This is a genomic window from Streptomyces sp. NBC_00258 (genome assembly GCF_036182465.1).
Taxonomy (GTDB): domain Bacteria; phylum Actinomycetota; class Actinomycetes; order Streptomycetales; family Streptomycetaceae; genus Streptomyces.
Window position 1 is genome coordinate 6,414,126 of record NZ_CP108081.1, and the last position, 15,339, is coordinate 6,429,464.

The 15,339-nt window shown below is 69.7% G+C and carries 14 protein-coding genes; 8 read left to right on the forward strand and 6 right to left on the reverse strand.

Annotation, left to right across the window (positions count from 1 at the left end; genetic code table 11):
- Nucleotides 1-30: 30 nt before the first annotated feature.
- On the reverse strand, nt 31-537 hold the full coding sequence (locus OG718_RS28645; protein WP_306938985.1) for a hypothetical protein: 507 nt from the start codon (nt 535-537) through the stop codon (nt 31-33).
- A gap of 154 nt (nt 538-691) precedes the next feature.
- Here OG718_RS28645 and OG718_RS28650 point away from each other — a divergent pair, with 154 nt between their 5' ends.
- Both OG718_RS28650 and OG718_RS28655 read left to right on the forward strand, forming a co-directional pair.
- Nucleotides 692-1,258, forward strand: coding sequence for a PadR family transcriptional regulator (locus OG718_RS28650; RefSeq protein ID WP_306938986.1), 567 nt, complete (start codon nt 692-694; stop codon nt 1,256-1,258).
- A 100-nt stretch (nt 1,259-1,358) separates the two neighbouring features.
- Entirely contained in the window at nt 1,359-1,901 is a 543-nt protein-coding gene (locus tag OG718_RS28655; RefSeq protein ID WP_143641401.1) for a bacterial proteasome activator family protein, read from the forward strand.
- Nucleotides 1,902-2,024: 123 nt separating this feature from the next.
- Here the strand turns inward: OG718_RS28655 and OG718_RS28660 are convergent, their stop codons facing one another.
- A complete protein-coding gene (locus OG718_RS28660) occupies nt 2,025-3,665 on the reverse strand; it encodes a protein kinase domain-containing protein (protein ID WP_143641402.1) in 1,641 nt (546 codons plus the stop codon).
- A gap of 345 nt (nt 3,666-4,010) precedes the next feature.
- Between OG718_RS28660 and OG718_RS28665 the strand changes: the two genes are divergently transcribed.
- Nucleotides 4,011-5,561, forward strand: a complete 1,551-nt coding sequence (locus OG718_RS28665; RefSeq protein WP_143641403.1) for a protein kinase domain-containing protein — start codon at nt 4,011-4,013, stop codon at nt 5,559-5,561.
- A 137-nt stretch (nt 5,562-5,698) separates the two neighbouring features.
- Here the strand turns inward: OG718_RS28665 and OG718_RS28670 are convergent, their stop codons facing one another.
- The 3 genes from OG718_RS28670 to OG718_RS28680 form a co-directional block, all read right to left on the reverse strand.
- Nucleotides 5,699-6,724 (reverse strand): phosphotransferase, encoded by a 1,026-nt coding sequence (locus OG718_RS28670; protein WP_328845532.1) that lies wholly within the window; start codon nt 6,722-6,724, stop codon nt 5,699-5,701.
- 45 nt (nt 6,725-6,769) lie between these two features.
- Nucleotides 6,770-7,192, reverse strand: a complete 423-nt coding sequence (locus tag OG718_RS28675; RefSeq protein ID WP_328845533.1) for a pyridoxamine 5'-phosphate oxidase family protein — start codon at nt 7,190-7,192, stop codon at nt 6,770-6,772.
- A 178-nt stretch (nt 7,193-7,370) separates the two neighbouring features.
- Entirely contained in the window at nt 7,371-8,033 is a 663-nt protein-coding gene (locus OG718_RS28680) for a response regulator (RefSeq protein WP_143641406.1), read from the reverse strand.
- Nucleotides 8,034-8,413: 380 nt separating this feature from the next.
- On the opposite strand from OG718_RS28680, the gene pdhA reads away from it, so the two are divergent.
- Genes pdhA through OG718_RS28695 form a run of 3 tightly spaced genes read left to right on the forward strand, consistent with a single transcriptional unit; the run spans nt 8,414 to nt 12,073 of the window.
- Nucleotides 8,414-9,580 carry a pyruvate dehydrogenase (acetyl-transferring) E1 component subunit alpha gene (pdhA, locus tag OG718_RS28685; protein WP_306938988.1) on the forward strand — a complete coding sequence of 389 codons (1,167 nt, stop codon included), beginning with the start codon at nt 8,414-8,416 and terminating at the stop codon, nt 9,578-9,580.
- A 2-nt stretch (nt 9,581-9,582) separates the two neighbouring features.
- Entirely contained in the window at nt 9,583-10,563 is a 981-nt protein-coding gene (locus tag OG718_RS28690; RefSeq protein WP_143641408.1) for an alpha-ketoacid dehydrogenase subunit beta, read from the forward strand.
- A gap of 10 nt (nt 10,564-10,573) precedes the next feature.
- Entirely contained in the window at nt 10,574-12,073 is a 1,500-nt protein-coding gene (locus OG718_RS28695) for a dihydrolipoamide acetyltransferase family protein (RefSeq protein WP_143641409.1), read from the forward strand.
- A gap of 159 nt (nt 12,074-12,232) precedes the next feature.
- Here the strand turns inward: OG718_RS28695 and OG718_RS28700 are convergent, their stop codons facing one another.
- Complete coding sequence (locus OG718_RS28700; protein WP_143641410.1) at nt 12,233-13,129, reverse strand: D-alanyl-D-alanine carboxypeptidase family protein; 897 nt, start codon at nt 13,127-13,129, stop codon at nt 12,233-12,235.
- A gap of 249 nt (nt 13,130-13,378) precedes the next feature.
- On the opposite strand from OG718_RS28700, the gene OG718_RS28705 reads away from it, so the two are divergent.
- Both OG718_RS28705 and OG718_RS28710 read left to right on the forward strand, forming a co-directional pair.
- Complete coding sequence (locus tag OG718_RS28705) at nt 13,379-14,029, forward strand: GntR family transcriptional regulator (protein WP_143641411.1); 651 nt, start codon at nt 13,379-13,381, stop codon at nt 14,027-14,029.
- Complete coding sequence (locus OG718_RS28710) at nt 14,026-15,336, forward strand: MFS transporter (protein WP_328845535.1); 1,311 nt, start codon at nt 14,026-14,028, stop codon at nt 15,334-15,336. The genes OG718_RS28705 and OG718_RS28710 overlap by 4 nt, the downstream gene beginning before the upstream one ends.
- The last annotated feature ends 3 nt before the right edge of the window (nt 15,337-15,339 follow it).

Sequence of the window (15,339 nt, forward strand, 5' to 3'; positions counted from 1 at the left end):
GGCTGAGGCGGGCCGCGGGCCGGCCCCGCCTCAGCCCCGCCGTACGCGCAGTGCGACGAACGCGAGGCCGAGGCCCAGACCGATGAGGACCAGTCCGCTGCCGAGGGGCAGGACCCGCAGGACGGGTTCCGAGGCGCGTACATGGCGGCCGGCGGCCTGCTCGGCGTCGGCAGGCGGGTGGGACCCCGGCGCGGTGTTCCCGGGCGTCTCGGGGGCGACAGCGCCCTCCGACTGTTCGCTGTCCGCTGGACCGTCCGGGTGACCGACCCCGGCGTCCTCCTCCCGCGCTTCTTCCCGAGTCCCGTCCTGTGCCTCGTACTGCGCTTCCTCGTCCGCTTCCTCTTCCTCTGTCTCCTCCGTCGGCGCGGGCCGGCCAGGCCGCTCGCGTCCCTCTCCGGCCCGGCTGCCGGCCCGTGACTCGCCGGGCGCGGGTTCGTACGAGGAGACGCAGGGGACGGCGTACGACATCGGTGCGGGGCCTGCCAGCAGGACCAGCAGCAGGCCGGTCACGCGCAGGGGGCGGAGCCATGGAGCCACGTCGGTGACCCCCTCCTGGTGCGAAGGAACCAAGATCGACGGCACCAGAGTCACACGGGGGGCCCGTACCGGCATCTCGATCGTCCGGTGCCGACGCGGTCACCCTCAGTGACACCCTTGGCGTGCACAGATGTACGGGGTACAGATACGGGTTATGTCGATACGTCACGGTCTGCTGGCACTTCTGGAGCGTGGACCCCGCTACGGTTCGCGGCTGCGCACCGAGTTCGAGGCGCGCACCGGCTCCACCTGGCCGCTGAACATCGGCCAGGTCTACACGACGCTGGGCCGGCTGGAGCGGGACGGTCTGGTCGTTCAGCAGGGCGCGGACGAGGCCGGTCACGTGTTGTACGCGCTGACGGACGAGGGCCGGGCCGAGCTGCGGTCCTGGTTCACGCGTCCCGTGGAGCGCACGAACCTGCCGCGCGACGAACTGGCGATCAAGCTGGCCATGGCGGTCGGGGCGCCGGGGGCCGACATCCGGGCGATCGTGGAGACGCAGCGGCGGTATCTGTCGGAGGCGATGCACACGTACACCCGGCTGCGGGCCCAGGCGCTCGCGGAGGGCCCCGGGCACCGGGACGAGGTGGCCCGGCTGCTCGTCCTGGAGCACCTGGTCTTCCGCGCGGAGGCCGAGATGCGGTGGCTCGACCACTGTGAGGCCCGGCTGCTGCGGCTCGCGGAGGCGGCTGCCACGGATCCGCCGCAGCCGCCGGTCTGACGCTCGGCTCCCGTACGTACATACCGGTGCGTAGATGGTGGATCACGCCCGGGAGGGGGCACCAGGGTGATGAAGTGTGCGGGTGCGAGAGAATGGCGGCATGGAGATGCCGAGGAACGAAAGGTCGCCGGAGAACCCCCAGATCCTGGTCGTTGGCCAGGACGGGATGGCTCTCGGTGGCGGAGGAGACGAGGACTCCCGTGAGGTCCCGGTGACGGAGATGGTGGAGCAGCCCGCCAAGGTCATGCGCATCGGGAGCATGATCAAGCAGCTGCTGGAGGAGGTGCGTGCGGCACCTCTGGACGAGGCGAGCCGGGTCAGGCTCAAGGAGATCCACGCCAGCTCGGTCAAGGAGCTGGAGGACGGGCTCGCTCCCGATCTCGTCGATGAGCTGGAGCGGCTGTCCCTGCCGTTCACGGACGACGGCATCCCCTCGGACGCCGAACTGCGGATCGCGCAGGCCCAGTTGGTCGGCTGGCTGGAGGGGCTCTTCCACGGGATCCAGACCACCCTGTTCGCCCAGCAGATGGCGGCCCGCGCCCAGCTGGAGTCGATGCGCCGGGCGCTCCCGCCGGGCGTGGGCGGCGGCGAGGACGACGACGATCCGCGTGCGGGCGGCCGTGTCGGGGGTCCGTACCTGTAACTGCGGTCCGTACCCGAACCTGCACCCGTAACTCCGACGACTCCCATCACTCCGAACAGTGCGCGGACGAAAGGGGCCCGGCAGAAATGCCGGGCCCCTTCGCGTGTCCGAACGGTCAAGCAATCAGGCGGGATTGCCCGTCGACACATAGAGCTGGATCTTGGGCATGCTCTCGGGGTCGACGTCCGAGTCCGCGGCGGGGATCTGGCTCATGACCGTGTCCTCGCCGTAGGCGTTCTCGTCGACCGGCTGGCTCTCGTACTGCCAGCCCGCGGCCTGCAGGCAGGCCTTCACCGAGTCCATGTTCTTGAACTTGAAGTCCGGGACCTTGATCTTGTCGGCGTCGTTGTACGACTCGTCGGGCTCCGTGCACTCGGTCTTCTCGATCTTCTTCGTCGTGTCCGGCCCCTTGTGCCCGGCCACCGCGGACGACGACGCGCTGGACTCGGTGCCGCCGCCCTTGTCGTCGTCGCCCCCGCCGCCCAGCTGCAGCGCGGCGATCAGACCGCCGACGGCGGCCAGCGCGACGACGATCGAGCCCACGATCACCGGCATGTTGCTCTTGCGGCCGCCACCGGAGGCGGGCGCAGAGGACTGCTGCGGGGTGATCGTGTACGGCGGCGGGGTCGAGTAGCCCTGCTGCGGGGAGTACGCGGCGGTCTGGGCCGGCGTCTGGTAGCCGCCCTGCTGCGGATAGCCGTACGACTGGGCGGGCGTGGACGTGTGCGCCGGGGTCGGCGGGCCGTAGGCGCCCGGCTGGTACGGCGTCTGTACGTTCCCCTGCGGAGCCTGGGCCGACTGGTCGACCGGCGGGAACACCGCGGAGCCGACACCGGCGCCGCTCGACGTCTGGGCGCCCGGCACGATGCTCGGCGGTGCGGCCTGGAACGACTGGGCCACGCGCAGGCACTCGTCGCGCATCGACTCGGCGCTCAGGAAACGCTCGTTGGGGTTCTTCTTCAGTGCGCGGGTGATCAGCGCGTCCACGGCCGGCGGCAGCGAGCGGTTGACCGAGGAGGCCAGGACGGGCTCCTCCTGGACGTGCGCATACGCTATGGCCAGCGGCGAGTCCGCCTCGAACGGCAGCCGCCCGGTGACCAGCTGGAACAGCATGATGCCGACCGAGTACAGGTCCGAGCGGGCGTCCACGCCCCGGCCGAGGGCCTGCTCCGGGGAGAGGTACTGCGGGGTGCCGACGACCATGCCGGTCTGCGTCATCGACGTGACACCGGACTGCATGGCGCGGGCGATGCCGAAGTCCATCACCTTGACGACGTTCCGCTTCGTCATCATCACGTTGCCCGGCTTGATGTCGCGGTGGACCAGGCCCATCTCGTGGCTGATCTCCAGCGCCGCCAGTACATCCGCGGTGATCTTCAGGGCCTTGTCGGCGGGCATGGCGCCGTACTGGGTGATGTCCTGGTCGAGGACCGAGCCGAGCGGGCGGCCCTCCACGTACTCCATGACGATGTACGGAGTCGTCACGCCGTCCAGGTCGTCCTCGCCGGTGTCGAAGACCGAGACGATGTTCGTGTGCGTGAGCTTGGCCACCGACTGGGCCTCGCGGCGGAAGCGCTCGCGGAAGGCCTGCTCACGGCCGAGCTCGGTGTGCAGTGTCTTGATCGCGACCTGTCGGTCGAGCACCGAGTCGTACGCGAGATGGACCGAGGCCATACCGCCCTCGCCGAGCAGGTCGCGCAGTTGGTAGCGCCCGCCGGCGACCGAACGCCCCGCGTACCGGCCGTGTCCGCCGTCCTGGCTCATGTCTCTGCGTCCCCCATCGGCGTGCGCCGTCACGCGGGCCGAAGCTGCTGGTGTGGCTCCCGCGGCGGTGATCCTTAGTGTTATTCCCGGCCAAGTCTGCCGGAGGCCACTGACACGTCAAGCTCGGTGCCCGTTCCGTGACCGTACGCGAAAGAAGAGTCGCGGAAGCGTTACAGGTGCCGTACGGCCGGTACACAGAATTTGCACCCGCGGACCGGCTGCGGGTTTCATGGCCGGTCCATCTCGGGTCGGCCTCTCACGCGGAGGCTGTAGCGTGGCCCGACGGAGACCGTAACAATCACCGCGCGTACCTTCGACCGGTGCGGACAGAAACGACGGCGAGGACTGATGGCACAGCAGCGCGCTCAGGGCCCGTCCGACCCCGAGGCGACTGGCGGCGGTATGTCAGATGCGCCGGAGTTTTGGGGTAACGGCGGGCTGGTCGGCGACGGCCGGTATCGGATGACCCACAGACTCGGCCGGGGCGGCATGGCCGAGGTGTTCGCCGCCGAGGACGTCCGGCTGGGGCGCACGGTCGCGGTCAAGCTGCTCCGCTCCGACCTGGCCGAGGACCCCGTGTCCAAGGCGCGGTTCACGCGCGAGGCGCAGTCGGTGGCCGGGCTCAACCACCATGCGGTGGTGGCGGTCTACGACTCCGGCGAGGACGTGGTCGGACACCAGGTCGTCCCGTACATCGTGATGGAGCTCGTCGAGGGCCGCACGATCCGTGACCTGCTGCTCAACGCCGAGGCGCCCGGGCCCGAGCAGGCACTCATCATCGTCTCCGGAGTGCTGGAAGCGCTCGCTTATTCGCATCAGCACGGCATCGTGCACCGCGACATCAAGCCCGCGAACGTGATCATCACCAACACCGGTGCGGTCAAGGTGATGGACTTCGGCATCGCGCGGGCGCTGCACGGCGCCCAGTCGACAATGACTCAGACCGGCATGGTCATGGGCACGCCCCAGTACCTCTCGCCGGAGCAGGCGCTCGGCAAGGCGGTCGACCACCGGAGCGACCTGTACGCGACGGGCTGCCTCCTCTACGAACTCCTCGCGCTGCGGCCGCCGTTCACCGGTGAGACCCCGCTGTCGGTGGTCTACCAGCACGTCCAGGACATCCCGGTGCCCCCTTCCGAGGTCTCGGACGCGGCGCCGCCGGAGCTGGACGGCCTGGTCATGCGCTCCCTCGCGAAGGAGCCGGACGACCGGTTCCAGACCGCGGAGGAGATGCGCGGGCTCACCCAGTACGGCCTGCAGATGCTGTACGACCAGGGCGGCCACACCGGGACCTGGAACACCGGTCCCGTGGAGATGCACGAGGCCGTGAACACCCCCGCGATGGGCCTCGCGGGCTCCGCGGGGCTGCCGCACCCCGGCGACTCGGGCACCACGCAGATCCCGTCACCGATGCTGCCGCCCGGCCGTGGCGGAGGCGGCGACGACGGAGGTTTCGAGGGACACGGCAACCGGGGCAGCGGCCGCGGCAAGCTGTGGATCCTCGCGGTCCTCGCGGTGGTCGCGATCGCGGCGGGGGTCGCGCTGGCGCTGCAGAACGGCAACGGCGACGGCGGCGGGGGCGGCACGAAGGAGACGCCGACCACCTCGCAGACCGAGAAGGAAACGACACCGAGCGAGAGCACGTCCGACGAACCCACGGACGAGCCCACGGACCAGGACACCGGCACGGGCGGTGACCCGGACTACTCGCCGTCGTACACACCATCGCCGAGCAACACCCCATCTCCCACGAAGAGCGAGCCGACGGACCCGGAGACGACTCCGACGGACGAAGAGACGCCGACGGACACGGAGACGACTCCGACGGACGAAGGGACGCCGTCGGGCGAGCCGACGGGCGAAGTCGGTGACGCGGAAGGCGGGACCGGCGGCTGACCCGGACCCTCCGAACGATCCTTCACGCGCGCGTGGAACCCGGAATCGGGCTCCACGCGCGCGTGCCGTTTCACGGGGCCCACGGCTGGGACGACCGAGTCGAGTGAGACGGCTGAGGCGGTCGAGTCGGCTCGGCTTCACCCCACGAACGCCTCGCACACCGCGTCGTACTCCCGTGTCCACCACACGGCCAGCGCGGAGGCCGCGGGGAACTGCGGGTCGGCGCGGGTGTCCCCGCGCTCGTAGTGCCAGCGCAGTATCCAGAAGTCGTTGAGCCGCTCCCACCACACGCGGTGCACTGCGGCCGAGAGCTCGGAGGGGGTGGCCCGCGCGGAGCGCCGATACGCGCGCGCGTAGGCCCGTACCCTCGTCAGGTCGAGCGTGCCGGCGGGGCGTACGAAGAAGATCACCGCGGCGCGCACCGCCTCCTCGGCCTGTGGCTGGACTCCGAGCCGGTCCCAGTCGACGATCGCGGCGGGGGTGTCTCCCCGGTAGAGCACGTTGAAGGGGTGGAAGTCCCCGTGCACCCAGCCCACCGAGCCGCCCTGCGGGGGCCGTCGGTCCGCGTGCCGTTCCAGGAGGGTGCGGCGCTCCAGGAGGCGGTGGCGGGCCAGTTCGTCGAAGGCGTCGGCGGGGTGGTGGCGGCGTACCCGGGCGAGCAGGTCGTCGATGAGCGCGAAGGTGTCGGCGGGGTCGGCGCTCTCCGCACGCTCCTCGGACCGCCGCGGCGGCATCACCCGCTCCAGGGACGCGTGTACGACGCCCAGGAGCGCCCCCAGGCGTCGGCACTGCTCGGTGGTGAGCTGGGCGCCGCTGCGGTGGCGTCCGTCGATCCAGGGGTGCAGGGCGTACGCGTGGCCGCCGATGACGGCGACCGTTCGGCCGTCGGTTCCGGTCAGCGGCGGGGCCACCGGGACACCGAGGTCGGCCAGGCGCTGGGTCGCGCGGTGCTGGCGGGCGATCGCGTCGGGATCGGCGGTCTCGGGGTCGAAATGGTGCTTGAGGAAGTACCGGCCCCGGGTGGTGGCGAGGCGGTAGCCGCGGTTGAGCAGCCCCTCGTCGACGGGTTCGCAGGCCAGCGGGGACCCGGCGGCGTATCGCCGCAGCAGGGCGCCCAGAGGGGGTGCGGGGGAGAGGGCGGGCGAAACAGATGAGCGCGGCACGCGCCAGATGTTAGGGCACCGGAGAGGCCGTTGACCTCGGGCTTGTCACGGACAGTGCCGATGTGCAAGCTCCAGGCCACCGTCCGTCGAGTGCACGGTGACGAACTCCGGCGTGACCTTCAGGTACACGGGCTCGAAGGGTGCGTCGTCCACGTGGCGCGGGGCCGGGCCAAAGAGCGCGAGCTGGGCGGAGGTCGGCTCGACGGTCTCGCACACGCCGACGACCTGGACGGACCAGTGGCCCTCGCCCGCGCGCGGGGAGCCCAGGCTGTCCGCTCCGTACGCGACGACGCTTCCCGCGCACGCCCGATGGTGGCCGTATCCCTTGTGCATCCGCAGCAGGACACGGCCGCCCACCACGATGTGGCGGGCCGTGGTCAGGAAGGGCAGCGCGCGCATGCTGGCCGCCAGGCGGCCGTGCTCGACGCGGCCGAGCAGTCCGGCGGCGAGCTGTTCGTCGGTCGGCATGCCTCTCAATGTGCGGCACCGCGGGAGACGGAGAAAGGGGCGCCCGACCCTCCACGGCGGGACATAAGTCCCGAATAAGCGGCCTCTACGGAGAGCTGGACTGCGTCCACGGAGCGCTGATCGGCCTCTACGGAGGGCACGGAAAACTCAACACGGCCCCACGGAGAGCACGGAAGACTCAGCGCTGCTTCTCCGCCTGCATCCGGGCCACATAGGCGGCCGCCTGCGCACGCCGTTCCATGCCGAGCTTGGACAGCAGACTGGACACGTAGTTCTTGATCGTCTTCTCGGCGAGATGGAGCCGCTCGCCGATCACGCGATTGGTGAGCCCCTCGCCGATCAGGTCGAGGATCCTGCGCTCCTGGTCGGTGAGGCTCGCGAGCCGGGTGTCGCCCTTGGCGCCGCCTCCGTCGCGCAGCCGCTCCAGGACGCGGGCGGTGGCCTCCGGGTCGAGCAGGGACTTGCCGGCGGCGACGTCACGGACCGCCGAGAGCAGCTCGTCGCCGCGGATCGCCTTGAGGACGTAGCCCGAGGCGCCCGCCATGATCGCGTCGAAGAGGGCCTCGTCGTCGGCGTAGGACGTCAGCATCAGGCATTTGATGCTTTCGTCCCGGGAGCGGATCTCGCGGCACACCTCGACCCCGCTGCCGTCCGGCAGCCGTACGTCCAGGACGGCGACGTCCGGGTGCGTGGCCGGAATTCGCACCAGCGCGTCGGCTGCCGTACCGGCTTCGCCGACCACTTCGAAGTCGTCCTCCACCGAGAGCAACTCGTGCACACCCCGGCGGACCACCTCATGGTCGTCGAGGAGAAATACAGTGATTTTTCCTTCTTCGCGCACGGAGCCAGTCTCACACACGATCTTTCCGACCGCCCCGGTCGGACTCTTCCCGTCCCCGGGGTGACCGGGATAACGTGCCGGTGTTCCGGCCCCCTGCCAGGCTGTAACCAGTGCTGTGACCAGCGGCTGTTCCCGATGTGTGCGAAGTACTTGGGAGTCCGAGTGGAAAGTACTCGGAAATCCAAGCAAAAACGCAGGTCAGGAAGGGTTTCACAGAAATGTGGAGCACTGGGTAACGTGCTATGTGCAGGGCGCTCGCCGGGGCACCTGTCACGCCTGTTCCCGGCCGAGTGCACCCACCCCGTGCGCGGGTACGGAGATCAGGCGAGCCGCACTGGCCACCCGGCAACCCCGGGGGCCGGACCGACGGAGGAGCACACGTGACCGTGGAGAGCACTGCCGCGCGCAAGCCGCGACGCAGCGCCGGTACCAAGCGCACCGCTGCGAAGAAGCCGCCGGGCGCCCAGCCCGAGCTCGTACAGCTGCTGACGCCCGAGGGCAAGCGCGTCAAGAATGGCGAATATGACGCGTACGTAGCCGACATCACCCCCGAAGAGCTCCGCGGCCTGTACCGCGACATGGTGCTCACCCGCCGCTTCGACGCCGAGGCCACCTCCCTGCAGCGCCAGGGCGAGCTGGGCCTGTGGGCCTCGCTGCTCGGCCAGGAGGCCGCCCAGATCGGCTCCGGACGGGCCACCCGCGAGGACGACTACGTCTTCCCGACCTACCGTGAGCACGGCGTGGCCTGGTGCCGCGGGGTCGACCCGACCAACCTCCTCGGCATGTTCCGCGGCGTGAACAACGGCGGCTGGGACCCGAACAGCAACAACTTCCACCTCTACACGATCGTCATCGGCTCGCAGACGCTGCACGCCACCGGCTACGCCATGGGTGTGGCCAAGGACGGCGCCGACTCGGCCGTGATCGCGTACTTCGGAGACGGCGCCTCCAGCCAGGGCGACGTCGCTGAATCGTTCACCTTCTCCGCGGTCTACAACGCTCCCGTCGTGTTCTTCTGCCAGAACAACCAGTGGGCCATCTCCGAGCCCACCGAGCGCCAGAGCCGCGTGCCGCTCTACCAGCGCGCGCAGGGCTACGGCTTCCCGGGCGTCCGTGTCGACGGCAACGACGTCCTCGCCTGCCTCGCCGTCACCAAGTGGGCCCTGGAGCGCGCCCGCCGGGGCGAGGGGCCCACCCTCGTCGAGGCGTACACGTACCGCATGGGCGCCCACACCACCTCCGACGACCCGACCAAGTACCGGGCCGACGAGGAGCGCGAGGCGTGGGAGGCGAAGGACCCGATCCAGCGCCTGCGCACGTACCTGGAGGCTTCAAACCACGCGGACGAGGGATTCTTCGCGGAACTCGAAGCCGAGAGCGAGGCGTTGGGAAAGCGAGTGCGCGAAGTGGTCCGCGCCATGCCGGACCCGGACCACTTCGCCATCTTCGAGAACGTGTACGCGGACGGGCACGCGCTCGTCGACGAGGAGCGGGCCCAGTTCGCCGCCTACCAGGCGTCGTTCGCCGATGAAGGGGAGGGCAAGTAGCGATGACCGCGGAAAAGATGGCATTGGCCAAGGCGATCAACGAATCGCTGCGCACGGCCCTCGACGCCGACCCCAAGGTCCTGATCATGGGCGAGGACGTCGGCAAGCTGGGCGGTGTGTTCCGCGTGACCGACGGTCTGCAGAAGGACTTCGGCGAGGAGCGGGTCATCGACACCCCGCTCGCCGAGTCGGGCATCGTCGGCACGGCGATCGGCCTCGCACTGCGTGGCTACCGCCCGGTGGTGGAGATCCAGTTCGACGGCTTCGTCTTCCCGGCGTACGACCAGATCGTCACGCAGCTCGCGAAGATGCACGCGCGGGCGCTCGGCAAGATCAAGCTTCCCGTAGTGATCCGCATTCCGTACGGCGGCGGCATCGGCGCGGTCGAGCACCACTCCGAATCCCCGGAGGCCCTGTTCGCGCACGTCGCGGGCCTCAAGGTGGTCTCGCCCTCGAACGCCTCCGACGCGTACTGGATGATGCAGCAGGCCATCCAGAGCGACGACCCGGTGATCTTCTTCGAGCCGAAGCGGCGCTACTGGGACAAGTCCGAGGTGAACCGCGAGGCGATCCCCGGCCCGCTGCACAAGGCGCGCGTGGTGCGCGAGGGCAGCGACCTCACACTGGCCGCGTACGGCCCGATGGTGAAGGTCTGCCAGGAGGTCGCGGCCGCCGCCCAGGAGGAGGGCAAGTCCCTCGAGGTGGTGGACCTGCGGTCCATGTCCCCCATCGACTTCGACTCCATCCAGGCCTCGGTCGAGAAGACCCGCCGCCTGGTCGTGGTCCACGAGGCACCGGTGTTCCTGGGGACGGGCGCGGAGATCGCGGCCCGGATCACGGAGCGGTGCTTCTACCACCTGGAGGCGCCCGTGCTGAGGGTCGGCGGCTATCACGCCCCGTATCCGCCGGCACGGCTGGAGGAGGAGTACCTGCCTGGCCTGGACCGGGTGCTCGACGCCGTCGACCGCTCGCTGGCGTACTGAGGAGAGGGTCGTGACGACGATGACTGAGACTGCCTCGGGACTTCGCGAGTTCAAGATGCCCGACGTGGGCGAGGGTCTGACCGAGGCCGAGATCCTCAAGTGGTACGTGAAGGCCGGTGACACGGTCACCGACGGCCAGGTGGTGTGCGAGGTCGAGACCGCCAAGGCCGCCGTCGAGCTGCCGATTCCCTTCGACGGGGTGGTGCACGAGCTGCGCTTCCCCGAGGGGACGACGGTGGACGTCGGCCAGGTGATCATCGCGGTGGACGTGGACGGCGGAGCCGCTCCGGCCGCGCCGCCGGCCGAGGCGCAGGCCCCGGCCGCGTCGGCTCCGGCAACTCCGTCCGCTCCGGCGGCTCCCGCCGAGCGGACCGAAGCTCCTCCGGAGAAGCCTGCGGCTTCCGAGGAGAAGCCCAAGCCCGTGGGCCGCACCCCGGTCCTCGTCGGGTACGGGGTCGCGGAGTCCTCCACGAAGCGCCGCCCCCGCAGGGGGGTTCCGGCCCAGCAGCCCGAGGCCGCCGCGGCGGCGCTGGCCGTCCAGAGCGAGCTGAACGGACACGGGCACGCGGCTCCGGCGGCACGCCCGCTCGCCAAGCCGCCGGTGCGCAAGCTGGCCAAGGATCTCGGTGTCGACCTGGCGACGGTCACGCCGTCAGGTCCCGACGGGATCATCACGCGCGAGGACGTGCACGCGGCGGTGGCCCCGGCCGCTCCCGTTCAGGAGACCCCGGCCGCGGCAGCGCCCGTGTCGGCGCCCGCTCCCGTCCGGGCCCCGGCCCCGGTCGCCACGTACGACGGCGCCAGGGAGACCCGTATCCCGGTCAAGGGTGTCCGCAAGGCCACGGCTCAGGCGATGGTGGGCTCGGCGTTCACCGCGCCGCATGTCACCGAGTTCGTCACGGTGGACGTGACGCGCACGATGAAGCTGGTCGAGGAGATCAAGCGGGCCCCCGACACATACGGGCTCCAGGGGCTGCGGGTCAATCCGCTGCTGCTGATCGCCAAGGCCCTGCTGGTCGCCATCAAGCGCCACCCGGAGGTCAACGCCTCGTGGGACGAGGCCAACCAGGAGATCGTCCAGAAGCACTACGTGAACCTGGGCATCGCCGCCGCCACGCCCCGCGGCCTGATCGTCCCGAACATCAAGGACGCCCACGCCAAGACCCTGCCCCAGCTCGCCGAATCGCTCGGGGAACTGGTCGCCACCGCCCGCGACGGCAAGACGTCACCGGCGGCGATGCAGGGCGGCACGGTGACGATCACGAACGTCGGAGTGTTCGGCGTCGACACGGGCACGCCGATTCTCAACCCCGGCGAGTCCGCGATTCTCGCCGTCGGCTCGATCAAGCTTCAGCCGTGGGTCCACAAGGGGAAGGTCAAGCCCCGTCAGGTGACGACGTTGGCGTTGTCCTTCGACCATCGGCTGGTCGACGGGGAGCTCGGCTCCAAGGTGCTCGCGGATGTGGCGGCGATCCTGGAGCAGCCCAAGCGGTTGATTACTTGGGGGTAGTGGCTTGGCTGCGGGGCGGTGGGGGCCTGGCCGCGCAGTTCCCCGCACCCCTGAAAGCAAAAGATTGCGCGGTTCCCCGCGCCCCTTTTCAGGGGCGCGGGGAACCGCGCAATCAGCCACACACAGCCCGCGGACGAACACCTCCGCGGAGCGGCCCGCCTACTTCTTGAAGGCGTAGTCCATCAGCTTCTTCGCGTCGGACTCGCGGGCCGAGATCGACGACGAGGCAAGCACGGTGCCGATCACCGTCTTCCCGTTGCGGGTCGCGGCGAAGACCAGGCAGTACTTGGCCTCGGGGCCGGAGCCGGTCTTCAGGCCGATGGCGCCGCTGTAGCTGCTGAGCAGACCGTTGGTGTTGTTCCAGGCAGCCATCGTGCGGGTGCCGCCGGTCTTCGTCACGGTCTTCGCCGTGTATTTCTTCGTCTTCACGATCGCGCGGAAGTTGCTGTTCTTCATCGCGCTGCTGGCGATCTTCGTCAGATCGCGCGGCGTCGAGTAGTTCGAGCCGTTGCCGATGCCGTCGAACGAGTCGAACTTCGTGTTCGTCAGACCGAGGTCCTTGGCCTGCTTGTTCATCTTGCCGATGAACGACTTCACACGGGCGGCACGCGTCGAGCCGGCGCCGAACTTGTCGGCGAGCGCGTACGCGGCGTCGCAGCCGGACGGCAGCATCAGCCCGTACAGCAGCTGGCGGACGGTGACCTTGTCGCCGACGATCAGGCGGGCCGACGAGGCGTTGTTGCGGACGATGTAGTCGCTGTACGCCTTCTGGATGGTGACCTTGCTGTCCAGGTTGAGGTTCGGCTGCGACAGCACGACCTTCGCGGTCATGATCTTCGTCGTGGAGCCGGTGGAACGGCGGGTGTCCGCGGCCTTCGTGTAGAGCGTCTTGGCCGTGCCGTTGTTCATCACGTAGCCGCCCTTGGCGACGACCGTGGGGGTGGCGAGGGCCTGCGCGGGCGCCGCTGTGAGGGCTCCGGTCGCGAGCACGGCTCCGGTGGTGACGACCACTGCGGCAGCTCTGCGAATCCGTGCGCCCTTTATGACGGTTATCAAGTCGATTACCCCGATTAGGTTGAAAGCACCGAAGAGTGCCAAATACCCCAGTATGACGGCCACTTGAGAGTGGCGCCTTCTTGTGTGACATGTGAGTAGCACAAAAGGATGTGCGGTTCCTGAACTGGGGTGCCCTTTTTTACCCGTCACTTGCCCGGCCCGTCACTCGACCCCTCGCCCGGCTTTCCGCCTCGTCCGAATCCTGGACGGCCCGCGACCATGCGTACGTGTTGTATCTATGATGTCGCCATGTCTTTGGCAGTGAAGCAACCCCCCGCCGCCGAACGCGTCTACGCGCACGTCAAGCAGGCTGTGCTGGACCGTCGTTACGAGGGCGGGACCCTGCTCACCGAGGGCGAACTGGCCGACGCGGTCGGGGTCTCGCGGACTCCCGTGCGCGAGGCGCTGCTCAAGCTGGAGGTCGAGGGCCTGATCCGGCTCTACCCGAAGAAGGGTGCCCTCGTGCTGCCCGTCTCCGCGCAGGAGATCGCGGACGTGGTGGAGACCAGGCAGCTCGTCGAGGAGCACGCCATCCGCAAGGCGGTCCCGGCCTCCCCCGCGCTGATCGAGCGCCTCACCGAACTCCTGGCGAAGCAGAAGGAGCAGGCCGCCGCCGGCGATCTGTCCGGAGCCGCCGTCACCGACCGCTGCTTCCACGCCGAGATCGTCCGCAGCGGGGGCAACGAGATCCTCTCCCGCCTCTACGACCAGCTGCGCGACCGCCAGTTGAGGATGGGCGTCGCCGTGATGCACGCCCACCCCGACCGGATCACCAAGACGCTCACCGAGCACCAGGAGATCCTCGACGCGCTGCGCTCCGGCGACGCGGAGGCGGCCGTCTCCCTGGTCCACCGCCACGTCAGCTGGTTCTCCAACCTGGCGCGGGGGGACGTCCGATGAGCTCGTCCTCCTCCTCGGCGCTCACCCTCCCCGGTGATCCGCCCGGCGGCCGTCGCGCGGTCACGGTCTGGTCGGTCGGCGTCTCCGTCTACTTCGTCGCGGTCATCTTCCGTACGTCGCTGGGGGTGGCCGGCCTCGACGCCGCCGACCGCTTCCACGTCAACGCCTCCGCGCTCTCGACCTTCTCGATCCTGCAGCTCCTCGTCTACGCGGGCATGCAGATACCCGTCGGCCTGATGGTCGACCGGCTCGGCACCAAGAAGGTGCTGACCCTCGGCGTCGTCCTGTTCACGATCGGGCAGCTGGGCTTCGCGCTCTCGCCCTCGTACGGGATGGCGCTGGCCTCGCGCGCGCTGCTCGGGTGCGGTGACGCGATGACGTTCATCAGCGTGCTGCGTCTCGGCTCGCGCTGGTTCCCGGCCCGGCGCGGGCCGATGGTCGCGCAGCTCGCGGGGCTCGTCGGCATGGCGGGCAACCTCGTCTCGACGCTCGTCATCGCCAGGCTGCTGCACGGCGTCGGCTGGACGGCCGCCTTCGCGGGCAGCTCGGTCGCCGGCGTGGTCGTCCTCGTCCTGATGCTGCTGTTCCTGAAGGACCACCCCGAAGGACACGAGCCGGAGCCCTTCCCCCATCGCGGAGCCGCGTACGTCCGCCGCCAGATCGTGGCGTCCTGGCGGGAGCCCGGAACCCGGCTCGGGCTGTGGGTGCACTTCACGACACAGTTCCCGGCGATGGTGTTCCTGCTGCTGTGGGGGCTGCCGTTCCTCGTCGAGGCCCAGGGCCTGTCGCGGGCCGCGGCCGGTGAACTCCTCACGCTGGTCGTGCTCTCCAACATGCTCATCGGCCTCGTGTACGGGCAGATCGTCGCCCGGCACCATGCGGCGCGGCTGCCGCTGGCGCTCGGTACGGTGCTGTCGACGGCCGTCGTGTGGGGCGCGACGCTTGCCTATCCCGCCGATCATGCGCCGATGTGGCTGCTGATCGCGTTGTGCGTGGTCCTCGGTGCGTGTGGGCCCGCGTCGATGCTCGGGTTCGACTTCGCGCGGCCCGCGAATCCGCCGGAGCGTCAGGGGACGGCGTCCGGCATCACCAACATGGGTGGTTTCGTCGCCTCCATGACGACGTTGTTCGCGATCGGGGTGCTGCTGGATGCCACCGGGGGTGACTACTCCGTCGCGTTCTCCGTGGTGTTTGTTCTGCAGGCGCTCGGGGTGAGTCAGATATTGCGGTTGAGGAAGCAGGCGGCTCGGCGGGAGCGGGAGCGGCTCGTGGCGAGCCGGGTGGAGACGGTGCACGTTCCGGCGTAGGCC

Excerpts from the sequence above, each read along its gene's own strand:
- OG718_RS28655 (WP_143641401.1), top strand. The coding sequence starts at position 1,359 with ATGGAGATGCCGAGGAACGAAAGGTCGCCGGAGAACCCCCAGATCCTG.
- OG718_RS28660 (WP_143641402.1), bottom strand. The coding sequence starts at position 3,665 with ATGAGCCAGGACGGCGGACACGGCCGGTACGCGGGGCGTTCGGTCGCC.
- OG718_RS28710 (WP_328845535.1), top strand. The coding sequence starts at position 14,026 with ATGAGCTCGTCCTCCTCCTCGGCGCTCACCCTCCCCGGTGATCCGCCC.
- OG718_RS28650 (WP_306938986.1), top strand. The coding sequence starts at position 692 with ATGTCGATACGTCACGGTCTGCTGGCACTTCTGGAGCGTGGACCCCGC.
- OG718_RS28705 (WP_143641411.1), top strand. The coding sequence starts at position 13,379 with ATGTCTTTGGCAGTGAAGCAACCCCCCGCCGCCGAACGCGTCTACGCG.
- OG718_RS28675 (WP_328845533.1), bottom strand. The coding sequence starts at position 7,192 with ATGCCGACCGACGAACAGCTCGCCGCCGGACTGCTCGGCCGCGTCGAG.
- OG718_RS28690 (WP_143641408.1), top strand. The coding sequence starts at position 9,583 with ATGACCGCGGAAAAGATGGCATTGGCCAAGGCGATCAACGAATCGCTG.